At 71.2% G+C, this 14,392-nt stretch carries 15 protein-coding genes; 4 read left to right on the top strand and 11 right to left on the bottom strand.

Annotated features, from left to right (window positions below; genetic code table 11):
- Positions 1 to 108: 108 nt before the first annotated feature.
- Positions 109 to 702, top strand: a complete 594-nt coding sequence (locus ACFP3R_RS07465) for a TetR/AcrR family transcriptional regulator (protein ID WP_380634071.1) — start codon at positions 109 to 111, stop codon at positions 700 to 702.
- Between the two features lie 12 nt (positions 703 to 714).
- Here the strand turns inward: ACFP3R_RS07465 and ACFP3R_RS07460 are convergent, their stop codons facing one another.
- From ACFP3R_RS07460 to polA, 4 genes are all read right to left on the bottom strand, one after another.
- Positions 715 to 1,299: a Rossmann-fold NAD(P)-binding domain-containing protein gene (locus ACFP3R_RS07460; RefSeq protein ID WP_380634069.1), complete on the bottom strand. Its 585-nt coding sequence runs from the start codon at positions 1,297 to 1,299 to the stop codon at positions 715 to 717.
- Positions 1,296 to 1,760 (bottom strand): P-loop NTPase family protein, encoded by a 465-nt coding sequence (locus tag ACFP3R_RS07455; protein WP_380634066.1) that lies wholly within the window; start codon positions 1,758 to 1,760, stop codon positions 1,296 to 1,298. Before ACFP3R_RS07455 ends, ACFP3R_RS07460 begins: the two co-directional genes overlap by 4 nt.
- 376 nt (positions 1,761 to 2,136) lie before the next feature.
- Positions 2,137 to 2,574, bottom strand: coding sequence for a hypothetical protein (locus ACFP3R_RS07450; RefSeq protein ID WP_380634064.1), 438 nt, complete (start codon positions 2,572 to 2,574; stop codon positions 2,137 to 2,139).
- 144 nt (positions 2,575 to 2,718) lie between these two features.
- Positions 2,719 to 5,394: a DNA polymerase I gene (gene polA, locus ACFP3R_RS07445; protein WP_380634062.1), complete on the bottom strand. Its 2,676-nt coding sequence runs from the start codon at positions 5,392 to 5,394 to the stop codon at positions 2,719 to 2,721.
- A 76-nt stretch (positions 5,395 to 5,470) separates the two neighbouring features.
- Here polA and ACFP3R_RS07440 point away from each other — a divergent pair, with 76 nt between their 5' ends.
- Both ACFP3R_RS07440 and ACFP3R_RS07435 read left to right on the top strand, forming a co-directional pair.
- A complete protein-coding gene (locus ACFP3R_RS07440) occupies positions 5,471 to 5,893 on the top strand; it encodes a hotdog fold thioesterase (RefSeq protein ID WP_380634240.1) in 423 nt (140 codons plus the stop codon).
- 250 nt (positions 5,894 to 6,143) lie between these two features.
- On the top strand, positions 6,144 to 6,587 hold the full coding sequence (locus ACFP3R_RS07435; RefSeq protein ID WP_380634061.1) for a DUF4352 domain-containing protein: 444 nt from the start codon (positions 6,144 to 6,146) through the stop codon (positions 6,585 to 6,587).
- A gap of 38 nt (positions 6,588 to 6,625) precedes the next feature.
- Here the strand turns inward: ACFP3R_RS07435 and ACFP3R_RS07430 are convergent, their stop codons facing one another.
- The 7 genes from ACFP3R_RS07430 to ACFP3R_RS07400 all read right to left on the bottom strand — a co-directional run bounded on the left by ACFP3R_RS07430 (position 6,626) and on the right by ACFP3R_RS07400 (position 13,632).
- Entirely contained in the window at positions 6,626 to 7,330 is a 705-nt protein-coding gene (locus ACFP3R_RS07430) for an ABC transporter ATP-binding protein (RefSeq protein ID WP_380634058.1), read from the bottom strand.
- On the bottom strand, positions 7,320 to 8,060 hold the full coding sequence (locus ACFP3R_RS07425) for an ABC transporter ATP-binding protein (RefSeq protein ID WP_380634239.1): 741 nt from the start codon (positions 8,058 to 8,060) through the stop codon (positions 7,320 to 7,322). Before ACFP3R_RS07425 ends, ACFP3R_RS07430 begins: the two co-directional genes overlap by 11 nt.
- Before the next feature lie 32 nt (positions 8,061 to 8,092).
- Entirely contained in the window at positions 8,093 to 9,253 is a 1,161-nt protein-coding gene (locus tag ACFP3R_RS07420) for a branched-chain amino acid ABC transporter permease (protein ID WP_380634056.1), read from the bottom strand.
- On the bottom strand, positions 9,250 to 10,209 hold the full coding sequence (locus ACFP3R_RS07415; RefSeq protein WP_380634053.1) for a branched-chain amino acid ABC transporter permease: 960 nt from the start codon (positions 10,207 to 10,209) through the stop codon (positions 9,250 to 9,252). Before ACFP3R_RS07415 ends, ACFP3R_RS07420 begins: the two co-directional genes overlap by 4 nt.
- Before the next feature lie 126 nt (positions 10,210 to 10,335).
- A complete protein-coding gene (locus ACFP3R_RS07410) occupies positions 10,336 to 11,514 on the bottom strand; it encodes a branched-chain amino acid ABC transporter substrate-binding protein (RefSeq protein ID WP_380634050.1) in 1,179 nt (392 codons plus the stop codon).
- 296 nt (positions 11,515 to 11,810) lie between these two features.
- A complete protein-coding gene (locus ACFP3R_RS07405; protein WP_380634048.1) occupies positions 11,811 to 12,416 on the bottom strand; it encodes an ANTAR domain-containing response regulator in 606 nt (201 codons plus the stop codon).
- Between the two features lie 253 nt (positions 12,417 to 12,669).
- Positions 12,670 to 13,632 carry a hypothetical protein gene (locus ACFP3R_RS07400; RefSeq protein WP_380634046.1) on the bottom strand — a complete coding sequence of 321 codons (963 nt, stop codon included), beginning with the start codon at positions 13,630 to 13,632 and terminating at the stop codon, positions 12,670 to 12,672.
- A 244-nt stretch (positions 13,633 to 13,876) separates the two neighbouring features.
- Here ACFP3R_RS07400 and ACFP3R_RS07395 point away from each other — a divergent pair, with 244 nt between their 5' ends.
- A complete protein-coding gene (locus ACFP3R_RS07395; RefSeq protein WP_380634044.1) occupies positions 13,877 to 14,386 on the top strand; it encodes a DinB family protein in 510 nt (169 codons plus the stop codon).
- Positions 14,387 to 14,392: the final 6 nt, after the last annotated feature.

The raw sequence follows: 14,392 nt of genomic DNA, 5'->3' as shown, positions 1-14,392 counted from the left end.
CACCCCGGTCCTGGTCGCCCACCTGATCGGGGGCCTTGCCCTGGCGACGTTCGCCGCCTATAAGCAGCGGGTGTGGACCCCGTCTCGCCCCGAACCCGAACCGGTGCCGTGACCGGCGCGCGTCCCGGCCGCACCGCGGCGACCAAGCAGAAGCTGTTCGACGCCGCGCTGAGGCTGGTCGGCGAGCGGGGCGCGGCGAGCGTGACCGTGGAGGAGATCGCCGCCGAGGCCGGGGTCGCCAAGGGCACCGTCTACTACAACTTCGCCAGCAAGGACGCGCTGGTCGACGCCCTGCTGCGGCACGGCGTGGAGCTGCTCGCGGGCCGGCTGCGGGTGGCCGGGGACGAGGTCGGGACCGAGGCGGCGACCTCGGCGCTGGTGGACGGGGTGCTCGGGTTCTTCGCCGAGTACCCGGCGTTCGGGCAGCTGCTGGTCTCCGAGCTGTGGCGCACGCCGGGGCAGTGGCACGGCACGCTGAGCCTGCTGCGCGACGACATCGTGTCCATCATCCGCGACCGGGTGCAGCGGCTGTCCGACGCGGGCGGGCTGCCCGAGGGCGTGGAGGTCGGCACGGCGGCCGCGGCGCTGTTCGGCACCCTGCTGGTGATCGCGCTGGACTGGCAGGTGTTCCAACCCGAGCGCAGCCGCGCCGAGGTGCGCGAATCGGTGCTGCTGCTGGTCCGGGGGCTGCGCCCGGGTTAGCCCGGTCGGGGGCTAGTGCCGCATCACCCAGGTGTCGATCTCGCCGATCTGGTGGACCGAGGGCGGTCTGCCCTCCAGCGCGCGGTGCACGGCCTCCAGCACGCCCTCCGAGGTCTCCTCGTGGCTGAGCCACCGGGTCGAGCCGCCGTGCCGGACGAAGCCCAGCACCACCTGCTGCGCCGGGTGGCCCTCCAGCACCGGGTCCGGCATCCCGCGCACCGGCTGGACGGTGCTGCTGTCGTGCACCTCCACCACGGGCGCGCGAGGTGCGAGCAGCGGCGCGACGGCCCGCAACACGTCGTCCCGGTAGCTCGCGTGCACCCACGCCACCAGCAGGTCGGCGGGGTGGTCCAGCACCGCCCGCACCCGCTCGGCCAGCTCCTCCGGCCGCGCCCAGTCCGCGACCACCGGCCGCGCCCGCCCGGCCTGCTGCGGCACGTGGCCGCGCGTGCCCAGCGAGGCCCGAGCCGCCCGACCGAGGCCCACCTCGGCCCGGCGGCTCGGCAGCACCACCTGCCAGCCCCGCGCCAGCAGCTCGTCCGCGCAACCCTTCAGCATCCCGGTGCCGCCCAGCACCAACGCCGTCCGCTCGCTCATCGCACCGACTCCTCGCCCCGCTCCGCGGCCCGGCGCAACGGGCCGGACCGCCATTGGTCGACCTGACGCTGTCCTCGCAACCGCACCACCGCGAGCCGGTTGCCGTGCTCGCCCGCGACTACCCCGCGGACCCGTTCGCCGGTGCGGCGGTGGGACCGCCACGCCCAGCGCAGCAGGTGCTCGGGGTCGGTGAGCACCGTGCGCAGGGGCGGTTCCACGTTGCCGTTCCACAGCTCCTGGCGGCGGAACCGGCGCACCGCCGTGCGCACCGCCACCCGGCGCATCACCACGTGCCTCGGGTGGTCCAGCCAGACCAGGGTGTCGGCGCGCTCCAGCAGCAGCGGGCGCGCCGCGGAGTACTGCCACTCGGTGACCCAGGCCGAGCCGTCGGCGAACCGGCGGACGTCGGCGAGGAACTCTGCCCTGGGGGTCCACTGCGGACCGTGGAAGAGGGCGTCCATCTCCACACAGGACACTCCGAGCAACGCCGCGGCGGAACGGGCCAGGGTCGTTTTTCCGGAACCCGAGGTCCCGGTCACGAGCACCCGTCGCGGAGGGTGCGGCAACTCGTCGGCTGACCCCAGGAACGGCACCCGATCAGGTTACCTTCGTCACCCTTCCAGCGAAGAAGATCCACCCGAACGGGCTCAGCCACAGGGCTGATGGATCACCGCGCGCACCGGTTCGCCGAGCACCCCTCAGGTCCACAGTGGACGGATCTGGGGCACCGGCGGGTCGGGCCGGCACAGGTGGCCGCAAACGCTTGCGCGGGCCCGGTGGCTGCCGGGGTGCCGCTCCGCCGGGAGGCCGGATACCCGGCCGCCCGCCCGCCCCGGATCACCGGCGCGCGTCGAGGAAGCGCTCCACCGCCGAGACGACGTGGATCATGCCGAGCAGCACCGCGAACATGACGAAGTAGACGGTGTGCTCCTGGAGCTCGACCCGGTCGGCCGCCCACATGTCCACGGCGCTGAACAGGGTGAACCACGCCAGCCAGCCGACCACCGCCGCGGCCAGCCACCGGGTGTCGCGCCGTGCGGTGGCGGCGAGGGCGAGCAGGCCCAGGGCCAGTTCGACCAGCTTGGCCAGCCAGATCACCGGCATCACCCAGTCGGCGCCCAGGGCCAGCGTGGCGTCGAGGTAGCGGCCGACCTGCTCCTGGCGGTCCTTCCAGCCCAGCGGCAGCTCGGCGAAGTTGAACACCCCGAAGATCCCGAGGAACACCCCGATCGGGAGGAACAGCCGCGACCACCCCGGTGCCGACCTGTCGACCATCGCCGTCCCCCGTTCGCCACCACGATCATCGGGCAGCGTCGGCGGGAGCGAAGTACGGCTGTCCGCACCCGCCGGGGACGGGTGCGTCAGCGCGGGGCCCGGCACTGCCGGGCCCGGCTCCGGCTCGTGCCGGGCCGCTCGCCCTCAGTGCGCCGCGTCGTCCCAGGACCGGCCCACGCCCACCGACACCTCCAGCGGCACCGACAGCTCGTAGGCGTTGCCCATGTGCTCGCGGACCAGCGCCTCCACCGCCTCGCGCTCCCCCTCGGCGATCTCCAGCACCAGTTCGTCGTGCACCTGGAGCAGCATCCGCGACCGCAGCCCGGAGTCCACCAGCGCCCGGAACACGCCCAGCATCGCCACCTTGACGATGTCCGCCGCGCTGCCCTGGATCGGGGCGTTCAGCGCCATCCGCTCCGCCATCTCGCGCCGCTGCCGGTTGTCGTTGTTGAGGTCCGGCAGGAAGCGGCGGCGGCCGAGGATGGTCTCGGTGTAGCCCTTCTTCCGGGCCACCTCCACCACCTCGTGCAGGTAGTCGCGCACCCCGCCGAAGCGGGAGAAGTACGCCTCCTTCTGCTCCCGCGCCTCCACCGCGGAGATGCGCAGCTGCTGCGCCAGCCCGAACTCCGACAGCCCGTACGCCAGCCCGTAGGACATGGCCTTGACGCGGCGGCGGTGCTCCGGCGTCACCTCGGAGGTCGGCACCGAGAACGCGCGGGACGCCACGAACGTGTGCAGGTCCTCGCCGCTGCGGAACGCCTCGATCAGCCCCTCGTCCTCGGACAGGTGGGCCATGATCCGCATCTCGATCTGGCTGTAGTCCGCCGTCATCAGCTCGGAGTACCCGGGCCCGACCACGAACCCCTGGCGGATGCGCCGGCCCTCGTCGGTGCGGATGGGGATGTTCTGGAGGTTCGGGTCGGTCGACGACAGCCGCCCGGTCGCCGCGATCGTCTGGTGGAACGTGGTGTGGATGCGCCCGTCGTCGGCCACCGCCTTGAGCAGGCCGTCGACCGTGGTCTTGAGCCTGGTCACGTCGCGGTGCGCGAGCAGGTGCTGGAGGAACGGGTGCTCGGTGGCCTCGAACAGGTTCTGGAGCGCGTCCGCGTCGGTGGTGTAGCCGGTCTTGGTCTTCTTCGTCTTCGGCATGTTCAGCTCGTCGAACAGCACCACCTGGAGCTGCTTGGGCGAGCCGAGGTTGATCTCCCGGCCGATCACCGAGTACGCGTCCTGGGCGGCCTGCTTCACGCCCGCCGCGAAGTGCGCCTCCAGCGCCGCCAGGTGCTCGGCGTCGATCGCGATGCCGACCGCCTCGACCTCGTCGAGCACGTGCTGCAACGGCAGCTCCAGCTCGGACAGCAGCGACTCCTGGCCGGTGCGCACCAGCTCGGCGTCCAGCGCGTCGGCCAGCTCCGCCACCGCGAAGGCCCGCACGATCACGCCCTGGGCGACCTTCTGCCGCTCCTCCTCCTCGTCGGCCAGCAGCGACAACTGGTTGTCGTCCGAGTCCTCGGCGCGCAGCTCCCGCTGGAGGTAGCGCAGCGCGAGGTCGTCGAGGTTGAACGACCGCTGGCCCGGCCGCACCAGGTACGCCGCCAGCGCGGTGTCGCTGGTGACGCCGCGCAGCGCCCAGCCCCGGGCCCGCAGCGCGCGCAGCGGCAGCTTCAGGTCGTGCGCCGCCTTGGGCGCCGACTCGTCGGCCAGCCACGCGGCCAGCGCGTTCTCGTCCTCCTCGGTGAGCGCGGCCACCTCGACGTACCCGCCCTCGCCGCCGACCGCGGCGAACGCCAGACCCTCCAGCTCACCGCCCGAGGACCGGAACGCGACGCCGACCCGGCCGCCGCGCGCGTGCTCGGCCAGCCAGGCCGCCAGCCCGCCGGCGGGCACCGCGCCGCCGCGCACCTCGAAGCCCTCCTCGGCCTCCGGCTCGGCGGTGGACAGCGTGGCGAACAGGCGGTCCCGCAGCACCCGGAACTCCAGTTCGTCGAACAGCCGGTGCACCGCGTCGCGGTCCCACGGCTTGACCTCCAGGTCGGTGGGGCCCGCGGGCAGCTCCACGTCCCGCACCAGTTCGGTGAGCCGCCGGTTCAGCATGATGTTGGGCAGGTTGGCGCGCAGCGCGTCGCCCACCTTGCCCGACACCTCGTCGACGTGGTCGATCAGCCCGTCGAGCGACCCGAACTGGGTGAGCAGCTTCACGATCGTCTTCGGGCCGACGCCGGGGGTGTTGGGCAGGTTGTCCGAGGAGTCGCCGCGCACCGCCGCGTAGTCGGCGTAGAGGCCGGGCGGCACGCCCTGCTTCTCCAGCACCAGTTCCGGTGTGTAGCGGGCCATCTCGGACACGCCCTTGACGGGGTACAGCACCGTCACCTTGTCGTTGACCAGCTGCAACGCGTCGCGGTCGCCGGTGCAGATGAGGACGTCCCACCCGAGGTCGGTCGCCTGCGTCGTGAGCGTGGCGATGACGTCGTCGGCCTCGAAGTCCTCCTTGGTGAGCACCGGGATGCGCAGCGTGCCCAGCACGTCCTTGATCAGGTCGACCTGCCCGCGGAACTCGTCGGGGGTCGCGCTGCGCCCGGCCTTGTACTCCGCGTAAGCCTCGGTGCGGAAGGTCTTGCGCGAGACGTCGAAGGCCACCGCCACGTGGGTGGGCTTCTCGTCGCGCAGCAGGTTGATCAGCATCGAGGTGAAGCCGTACACCGCGTTGGTGGTCTGCCCGGTCGCGGTCTGGAAGTTCTCCTTGGGCAGGGCGAAGAACGCCCGGTAGGCCATGGAGTGGCCGTCGACCAGCAGCAGGCGGGAGGCTTCTGGAGTGCTCACGGGGCGAGTCTAGGGTGAGGGCCCGACAGTTCCGCACCCCGTGGAGCAGACGCGTGACGACCCGTGGAGCACGTTCGTGACGACATCACCCGAGGAAACCCCCGGCGCCGACCCGGCGGCCGCCCACGAGCAGCTGACCGACAGGCTCGGCATCGAGATCACCCGATGGGATGCCGATCGCCTGGTCGGGACGATGCCCGTCAAGGGCAACCGGCAGCCGTACGGGCTGCTGCACGGCGGCGCGAGCGCGGCGCTGGCCGAGACCCTGGGTTCGATCGCGGCGGCCATGCACGCGGCGCCGGAGCGGCTGGCGGTGGGCCTGGAGCTGTCGTGCACGCACCACCGGGGTGTCACGGAGGGTGTCGTCACCGGGGTGTGCACGCCCGTGCACCGGGGGCGCAGCACCGCCACGTACGAGATCGCCATCAGCGACGAGCGGGAACGCCGCGTGTGCACGGCCCGCCTGACCTGCTTCCTCAAGGAGGCCCCGCAGCGCTGACCACCCGGAAAGGTGGCGCCCGGGGGTTCCGAGTGTTGAACTCGGAGGTCCTGAACGCTGAACTCGGGGGTCCTGGGCGTACGACACGGTGGTCCTGGACGTACGACTCGCGGGGGTGGCTATGCGGCGCGCGGTGGTGGTGGCGTTGGTCGTGGTGCTGGGTGGGGTGGGTGGGGCGTGTGGGGGGTCCGGTGAGGGAGAGGGGGCAGGCGGGGGTGGGCCGACGTCTGTTGGGCGGGAGGGTTATCCGGTGCCGGTGGGGACGGCGCGGCCCGACGAGCGGGTGCTGCGGGTGCCCACCACGGCGGACGGGGACACGGCGTTCACCCTGCTCGGGTTGACCAGCGGGGTGCCCACGCTGATCGGGAGCCACGCCGAGCACCACGCCCGGGGGCGGTTCGCGCGGGTCCGGATGAGCGTGGTCAACAACGGGCGCAGCAGCGTGTCGTTCGCCGCCCGCAGGCACGTGCTGATCGACGACCGCGGTGGCGAGCACACGCCGGACGAGCAGGCCATGCTCGTGAAGCGGCAGCCGGACGTGGTCGACCTGGGCGCGAACGTGCGCCTGGAGTACGACGTGTACTACGACATCCCCGCCGACGCGGAGCCGCGGTCGCTGCGCGTGTACGGCGGGCCGACGCTGACCGACCTGAAGGACGCGACGGGCACGGAGATCCCGCTGACCCGGCCGTAGCCGGGCCGGCGGGACCTCCCCGACCGGGTGACGCCGGACTAGTGGCCGCCCAGGTACGCCGCGCGCACCTGGGGGTCGTCCAGCAGCTCCGGGCCCGGTGCGCTCTTGACCACCCGGCCGGTCTCCAGCACGTACGCGCGGTCGGAGAGCTTCAGCGCCTGCTGCGCGTTCTGCTCGACCAGGAGCACGGTCGTGCCGCGGTTGTTGATCTCCTTGACGATCTCGAAGATCTGCGCGATGAGCATGGGCGCGAGGCCCATCGACGGCTCGTCGAGCAGGAGCACCTTCGGCTTGGTCATCAGCGCCCGGCCGATGGCGATCATCTGCTGCTCGCCGCCGGACATGGTGCCGCCGAACTGGTTCTTGCGCTCGGCGAGCCGCGGGAACAGCTCGTAGACCTCGGCCAGGTCGGCGCTCAGGTCGTCCTTGCGGGTGTAGGCGCCCATGAGCAGGTTCTCCTGCACCGTCATGCCGGGGAACACGCCCCGGCCCTCCGGTGACTGCCCGATGCCCGCCAGGACCCGCTTGTGGCCGGGCATCCGGGAGATGTCCTCGCCGTTGAACAGCACCTTGCCGCTGGTCAGCGGGCGCAGGCCGGAGATCGTCTTCAGCGTGGTCGTCTTGCCCGCGCCGTTGGCGCCGATGAGCGAGACGATCTCACCGTCGGCGACCTCCAGGCTGATGCCCTTGATCGCCGCGATCTTGCCGTAGTGGACGTGGATGTCCTTGATCTCAAGAAGCATCTTCGGACACCCCCAGGTACGCCTCGATGACCTTCGGGTCGTTCTGCACCTCGTGCGGCAGCCCTTCTGCGATCAGCTGGCCGAAGTCGAGCACCGCCACGCGGTCGCTGACGCCCATGACCAGGCTCATGTCGTGCTCGATCAGCAGCACGGTGCGGCCGCTGTCGCGGATCTTGCGGATGAGGACCTGGAGCGATTCCTTCTCCGCCGGGTTCATGCCCGCGGCCGGCTCGTCGAGCAGCAGGAGCTTCGGGTCCGTGGCCAGCGCCCGCGCGATCTCCAGCCTGCGCTGGTCGCCGTAGGGCAGGTTCTTCGCGGTCTCGTGGGTCCGCCCGGGGATGCCGACGAAGTCGAGCAGCTCCCGCGCCAGCTCGCGTCCGCGCTTCTCCTCCTTGCGGTGCCACGGCAGGTTCAGCGTCGCGCCGACGGCGCCGGTCCTGTGGTGCGCGTCCGCGCCCACCATCACGTTCTCCAGGGCCGACATGTTGTGGAACAGCCGGATGTTCTGGAACGTGCGGGCGATGCCCATCTTGGTGATCTTGAACCGCTTGTGGCCCTCGATCTGCTGCCCGTTGAACAGCACCTGGCCCTCGGTCGGCGCGTAGACGCCGGTGACCACGTTGAACACCGTGGTCTTGCCCGCGCCGTTCGGCCCGATGAGGGCGAAGATCTCGCCCTGGGCGAGGGTGATCCGCGCCTCGCGGAGGGCGACCACGCCGCCGAAGCGCATGGTGACGTTGTCCAGCTGAAGGACGGGAGTGCTCACTTGGCCGCCTCCGTCGAGACCTCGGTGTCCGGACCCGCGACCTCGGCGCCCATCGCGCCCATGCCGCCGGTGCCCTCGTGCAGCTCGGCCTTGCGCCGCCGCGACGGCAGCAGGCCCTCCGGGCGAAGACCCATCATGAGCACCAGCACGCCGCCGAACAGCAGGATGCGGTACTCGGCCGGGTCACGGCCCAGCAGGTTGGTCAACCACTCGGACTCGCGGAACCGCTCGGGCAGCCAGGCGATGATGAACGCGCCGAGCATCACGCCGGGCAGGTTGCCGGAACCGCCGAGCACGACCGCGGCGAGGATCGTCGCGGACAGGATGAACGGGAAGGTGTTCGGCTCGATGAACACCGCCTTGCCCGCGTAGATGCCGCCCGCCAGGCCGCCGATCATGGCGCCGATGGCGAACGCGAGCAGCTTGAACTTGAACGTGGGCACGCCCATCAGCTCGGCCGCGTCCTCGTCCTCGCGGATCGCGGCCCAGGCGCGGCCGACGCGGGACTTCTGGAGCCGCACCGAGAAGATGATGACCAGCACGATCGCGATCACCATCAGGTAGTAGTACGGCGCGGGCAGCAGCTTGAACTCCACGACGCCCGGGATGTCGGTCGGGTGCGGGATGTTCGTGATGCCGCGGGCGCCGCCGATCTCGTCGGTGTTGTTCGCCGTGATGCGGACGATCTCACCGAAGCCGAGCGTCACGATGGCGAGGTAGTCACCGCGCAGGCGCAGCGTCGGCGCGCCGAGGATGACGCCGGACACCGCCGCGAGGATGATGCCGAACGCCACGGTGGCCCAGTAGTTCCAGCCGTACTGGGTGCCGAAGTAGGCGACCGAGTACCCGCCGATGGCGAAGAACGCCACGAACCCGAGGTCGAGCAGACCCGCCTGGCCGACCACGACGTTCAGGCCGATCGCCAGCAGGATGTAGGTGCCGATCGGGTAGATCAGCACCGTGGTCCAGTCTGCGCCCGGCGACATGAACGAGCCGATCCACGGCGCGGGCAGCACCAGCGCCAGGGCGATCGCGCCGAGGTACACCAGGTACCGCTGCCAGGTCTTCGCGTGCTCCCACCAGTCGCGGGCGCCGTCGACCAGGGCGCCCACCCGCCTCGACGGCTTCGCGTTGCCAGTCACTCCGTTGCCTTTCATGCGCGGGCCTTCTGCAGGGATTCCCCGAGGATGCCGGTCGGGCGGAACATCAGCACGACCACCAGGATGGTGAAGGCGATGACGTCCTTCCACTCGGAGCCCAGGAAGATCGCGCCCCAGTTCTCGACGAGGCCGAGCGCGATGCCGCCGAGCAGCGCGCCGCGCAGGTTGCCGATGCCGCCGAGCACCGCGGCGGTGAACGCCTTGATGCCCAGCACGAAGCCGATGCGGTAGTCGGTGTTCTCGAACTCCATCAGGTACAGCGCGCCGGCGACGCCCGCCATCGCGCCACCGAGCATGAACGTGGTGCGCACGATGTTGTCGATGCTGACACCCATCAGCACGGCGGACTCGGGGTCCTGGGCGGTGGCCCGGATGCCGCGGCCGATCTTGGTCCGGTTCACCAGGCGGTCCAGCGCGACCATCATGATGACCGCGGCGACCACGACGATGATGTGGTCGAGGCGCACCGCCGCGTTGCCCACGGTGAACACCGTGTCGCGGTCGACGATGCGGGCCACGGACTGCTGGTTGCGGCCGGGCTTGCCGGTCAACCAGGGGATGATGACGAGCGCGAACAGCTCCTGGAGGAACAGCGACGCGCCGATCGCGGAGATCAGGGCGGTCAGCCGGGTGGCGCCCTTCTTGCGCAGCGGCCGGTAGGCCACCAGCTCCAGCAGGACCGCGGCGCCACCGGATACGGCCGCCGAGAGCACGATGATCAACACCATCACGCCGAACAGCGCGAACCCGGTCAGCGGTGCCGCGGGTGCGATGGTCGTGATCACCACGAGCGACGTGAACGTGCCGATCATGAAGATCTCGGAGTGCGCGAAGTTGATCAAGCGCAGCACGCCGTAGACCATCGTGTAGCCGAGGGCGATCAGCGCGTAGATGGAGCCGAACACCAGTCCGCCCACCGTGCTGGGTAGGAACTGGTTGAGAAAATCATCCATGACAGCTTTGCCTCACGAGACGGGCGGGGAAGAAACTTAGCCATAGTGGTGGGGAGCGGGAGCCGTCGTTGGTACGACACTCCCGCTCCCCAGCTCAGCTTGCTTTGCCTGATTCCGTCTCGGGGATCAGCCTTCGAGCTTGGCCGACTCGGCCGGGCCGAGCAGCTTCAGGATGCCGTCCTTGACCTGGTAGACGAAGATGGAGTTGTTCTCCGGCTCGCCGTTGGCCTTGAACTTGATCGGCTTGGAGACGCCCTCGAAGCTGACCGTCTTCAGGAACTCGTTGATCTTGTCCGAGGTGGTGTTGCCCGCCTCGACGGCCTTGATGAAGGCGGTCGCCGAGTCGTAGCCCTCGGTGGAGTAGATCGCCGGGTCCGCGTTGGCGGACTTCTTGTAGTTGTCGAAGAACGTCTTCAGCGGGCCGGTCACGTCCGGCGACGGGATGTTGCACGGGCAGGCGAGGACGGCGCCCTCGGCCGCCTGGGCGCCCGCGCCGCTGACGAGCTGCTGGTCCAGCGAGCCGTCACCGGAGGCGAAGGTGGCGGTCACGCCGCCGTCGCGCAGCTGCTTGAGCAGACGGCCGGCCTGGGCGTAGTAGCCGCCGAAGACGATCACGTCGGGGTTCGACGAGGCGACCTTGGTGACGGTCGAGGAGTAGTCGGACGCGTCCTTGGCGAACTTGTCGCGCTCGACGGTCACGCCCTTGCCCTCGAAGGACTTGGCGACCGCGTCCGCCAGGCCGACCGAGTACTCCTGGTCGTCGGACAGGACGAACGCCTTCTTCGGGCTCTTGGCCGTGACCAGGAACTCCGCGATGCCGGGGCCCTGGTCGTCGTCGTTGGCCACGACGCGGTGCCAGTAGGTCCAGCCGTTGGCGGCCAGACCCGGGTTGGTGGCGGAGGGCGACACGCTGGGGATCTTGTTCTCCTCCAGCTGGGCGCCGATGGCCTTCGACTCGCCGGAGAACGCCGGGCCGATGAGGCCGACGATCTTGTCCTGGCCGATGGCCTGCGTGATCAGCGAGGTCGCCTGGTCGGGCTTGCCCTGGCTGTCGTACTCCTCCAGCTCGATCTTGACCGCGGGGTTCTTGGCGTTGTACTCGGCGATGGCCATCTTCGCCCCGTTGAAGGGCGGGATCACGATCGCGGAGTTCTCACCGGTGAGGTCACCCATGAACCCGATCTTGACCGTCGAGGCGTCCCCGCCCGTTTCGCCGCCGCCCCCGCCGCCGCCCGCGCACGCCGCGAGCACCAGCGACGATGCCGCCGCCAGCGCCAGAACTCGGCCGAGTCGTGCTCCTGACACCGGAATACCTCCCATGACACCAACCAGTCCGCCGGTAGGCGGAGCCCTCACACGAGAGCTGGGTTAGGGCAGGAACGTAGCTTCAGTTGAGTTCGGTGAACAGGTGGTCTTACTGCTCTGTGTCCACATCGTGACGGTAGTCACCGGAATTGCCACACAGTTAACAATCTTAAATCCAGCTCAAATCGCCGCAGGTCACGGGGTCAATGCGGGCTGTAACCAATCAATCAACCCGATGCCCGTCCGATAACCGAACGGGGAACGGGTGTGGTATCCGGGCGGGCGGAGGGCCGAACTCAGCCGAAGTTTTCGATGACGGCTTCGGCGACGGCCTTCATCGTGGTGCGCCGGTCCATGGCGGTGCGCTGCACCCAGCGGAACGCCTCGGGCTCGCTCAGGCCCTGCTTGGTCATCAGCAGGCCCTTGGCGCGCTCGACGACCTTGCGGGTCTCCAGCCGCTCGGTGAGCCCGGCGACCTCGTTCTCCAGCGCGGTGAGCTCGGCGAACCGGCTCATGGCCAGCTCGATCGCGGGCACCAGGTCCCGCTTGGCGAACGGCTTGACCAGGTACGCCATCGCGCCGGCGTCGCGGGCGCGCTCCACCAGCTCGCGCTGGCTGAAGGCGGTGAGGATGACCACCGGCGCGATGCGCTGGCCGGCGATCGCGGAGGCCGCCTCGATGCCGTCGACCTTCGGCATCTTCACGTCCATGATGACGAGGTCGGGGCGCAGCTCGGTGGCGAGCGTGACCGCCTCGTCACCGTCCGCGGCCTGGCCCGCGACCTCGTAGCCCTCCTCGCGGAGCATCTCGACCAGGTCGAGGCGGATGAGGGCTTCGTCCTCGGCCACGAGCACGCGTCGGGGCGTGACCTCGGGCTGGGCCTCGGCAGCCTGCTGGGTCACCGGGGTCCTCCTGACACTTCGGCGGCGGGCCGGCGCGAACGCGCCGGGTGAAAGCGCAGTCTACCGGCGGGCGGTCCCGCACCGACTACCTCGGGCCGTGATCACGGCCACCGAGCGCGACTTCGTCGCATCGGACGCACCCCGATCGGCCGAACGCAGCCGGTGGTCGCCCCCGGGAGCCGGTCCGGGAACGACCACCGTCAACAAGGTCGCACGATCGGTGGACCACCGGTCGTGGCACCTCCCGGGGGGATCACCGCACCGCGTGCGGCGGCTCCCACCAGCCCGTCACGCCCCGCGGCCACTCCATCGCGGCCAGCGCGGGCTCGTTCGCCGGGTCCGGCGGCTCGACCTCCCGGAGGAACACGTCGTACCACCCGGTGGAGAGGCCCAGCTCGCCCGGCGCGCCCGGCGTCTCGACCGCCTCGGGCAGGCCGAACACCGGGTGCAGCAGGCGGTCGGCCACCCGCGCGACGCCCAGGCCCTCCGGCCACTCCACCCACAACTGCCCGCCCCGGCCCGCGATCCGGACCCACGGCGCCCGCGCGAACACGTGGTAGCGGCGCAGCACCAGGCTGCCCGCCCCGGTCGGGTGGGGCGTCTCGTCCAGGTGGTCCCGCTCGGCGGTGGTGAGCGGGCCGTCGATGAAGTCCCCGCGCAGGCCGCGGCCCGCCATCAGGTTGCGCACGTACCGCATCCCCTCGGTCCACGCGCGGTCGTCCACGCCCGCGAGGTGCGCGGCCGCGTCGAGGCCGACGAGCCGCAGCTCCACCGAGCGCGGGTGGCGCGTGACGCGCAGGCCGGGCACGCCCGCGACCCAGTCCCCGTCCCGGCGGGGCAGCAGCTCGTAGAGCAGCGGGCCCACGGCGTGCCCGGTGAGGTGCAGTCGCGGGTGCGGCAGCGGCTCGACGGCGCGGAAGGCGTGGGCCGGGCGCAACATGCTCGCGGGCGGCCGGAGCTGGAGGTGGGAGGCCGCGTCGAGGCCGACGCGCAGCAGCACGCACTCCAGCGTGCGCTGGTCGTGCCCCTCGGCGTCGGGCAGGAACGGGCCGCGCGCGTCGGCCCGGCCGCGCAGGGCGTCGACCACGAGGTCGCGCCGGTCGACGGGCAGGCCGCGCAGCACGGCCTTGACGGCCGGGGTGGCCTGGGAGGTGTTCTCGCCGGTGTAGGTCCGGCGGAGGTCCACGAGCTGTTCGGTCAACGACGTGCGTGCCACGGCAGTCCTCGCTCCCGCCGCCCGGCCCGGCGTGACAAGGACGCGGTTCACGCGTCGGTCGAGGTGCTCGATCGCCCTGCTCGTGAACAGGGGTGCCCCCACCCCGCGGCGGATTCGCGCCACCCGGTTGCCGGGGGGTGGCTCCAGCCTCACGTCTGCTCACACACGCCGGTGCCGACGATAGCAAAGGCGGGGTCACGGGAGCGCGCGCGATCTCGCCCCGGCGGTACCGTAAGGTTCGAACATGAGTTCGAACGAACGCGCGTGGCCCGCCCCCGCCGCGCGGGACGAGCTGCGGCTGCTGACCGAGTTCCTGACCTTCCTGCGGTTGACCGCGGTCGCCAAGGTCGAGGGGCTGGACCCGGCGGACGCCTCCCGCGCGCCGATCCCCACCTCCCCGGTGGTGACGCCGCTGGGCGTGCTGCGCCACCTGACCGCCGTGGAGCGGTGGTGGCTGTCCATCGAGGTGGGCGGGTCCGACGCGCCGTCGCTGTGGGGCGAGGACGCGGACGCGTCGTGGCTGCCGCGCGAGGACGACACGGTCGAGTCGGTGATCGCCGGGTACCGCGCCGAGTGGGAGCGCTCCGCCGAGGCGCTGCGCGGCCTGGGGCCGGACGACCGCACGCGCGCCGACTTCCGGGGCAACGGGCGCACGGTCCGCTGGGTGCTCGCACACCTCGTGCAGGAGACCGCCCGGCACGTCGGCCACCTCGACCTGCTGCGCGAGCTGGCGGACGGCCGCAAGGGCGAGTGATCACCC

Origin of the sequence: Saccharothrix lopnurensis, from assembly GCF_042658445.1 — a bacterium.
In the GTDB taxonomy this organism is placed as follows: domain Bacteria; phylum Actinomycetota; class Actinomycetes; order Mycobacteriales; family Pseudonocardiaceae; genus Actinosynnema; species Actinosynnema lopnurensis.
The sequence above is the reverse complement of the archived record's forward strand: the minus strand, read 5'-3'. Positions and strand labels throughout refer to the sequence as shown.

What these genes read in the sequence shown, in the direction of transcription:
- ACFP3R_RS07460 (WP_380634069.1), bottom strand. Translation starts at nt 1,299, where the DNA reads ATGAGCGAGCGGACGGCGTTGGTGCTGGGCGGCACCGGGATGCTGAAG.
- ACFP3R_RS07455 (WP_380634066.1), bottom strand. Translation starts at nt 1,760, where the DNA reads ATGGACGCCCTCTTCCACGGTCCGCAGTGGACCCCCAGGGCAGAGTTC.
- ACFP3R_RS07450 (WP_380634064.1), bottom strand. Translation starts at nt 2,574, where the DNA reads ATGGTCGACAGGTCGGCACCGGGGTGGTCGCGGCTGTTCCTCCCGATC.
- ACFP3R_RS07430 (WP_380634058.1), bottom strand. Translation starts at nt 7,330, where the DNA reads ATGCTTCTTGAGATCAAGGACATCCACGTCCACTACGGCAAGATCGCG.
- ACFP3R_RS07425 (WP_380634239.1), bottom strand. Translation starts at nt 8,060, where the DNA reads ATGCGCTTCGGCGGCGTGGTCGCCCTCCGCGAGGCGCGGATCACCCTC.
- ACFP3R_RS07420 (WP_380634056.1), bottom strand. Translation starts at nt 9,253, where the DNA reads ATGAAAGGCAACGGAGTGACTGGCAACGCGAAGCCGTCGAGGCGGGTG.
- ACFP3R_RS07415 (WP_380634053.1), bottom strand. Translation starts at nt 10,209, where the DNA reads ATGGATGATTTTCTCAACCAGTTCCTACCCAGCACGGTGGGCGGACTG.
- ACFP3R_RS07395 (WP_380634044.1), top strand. Translation starts at nt 13,877, where the DNA reads ATGAGTTCGAACGAACGCGCGTGGCCCGCCCCCGCCGCGCGGGACGAG.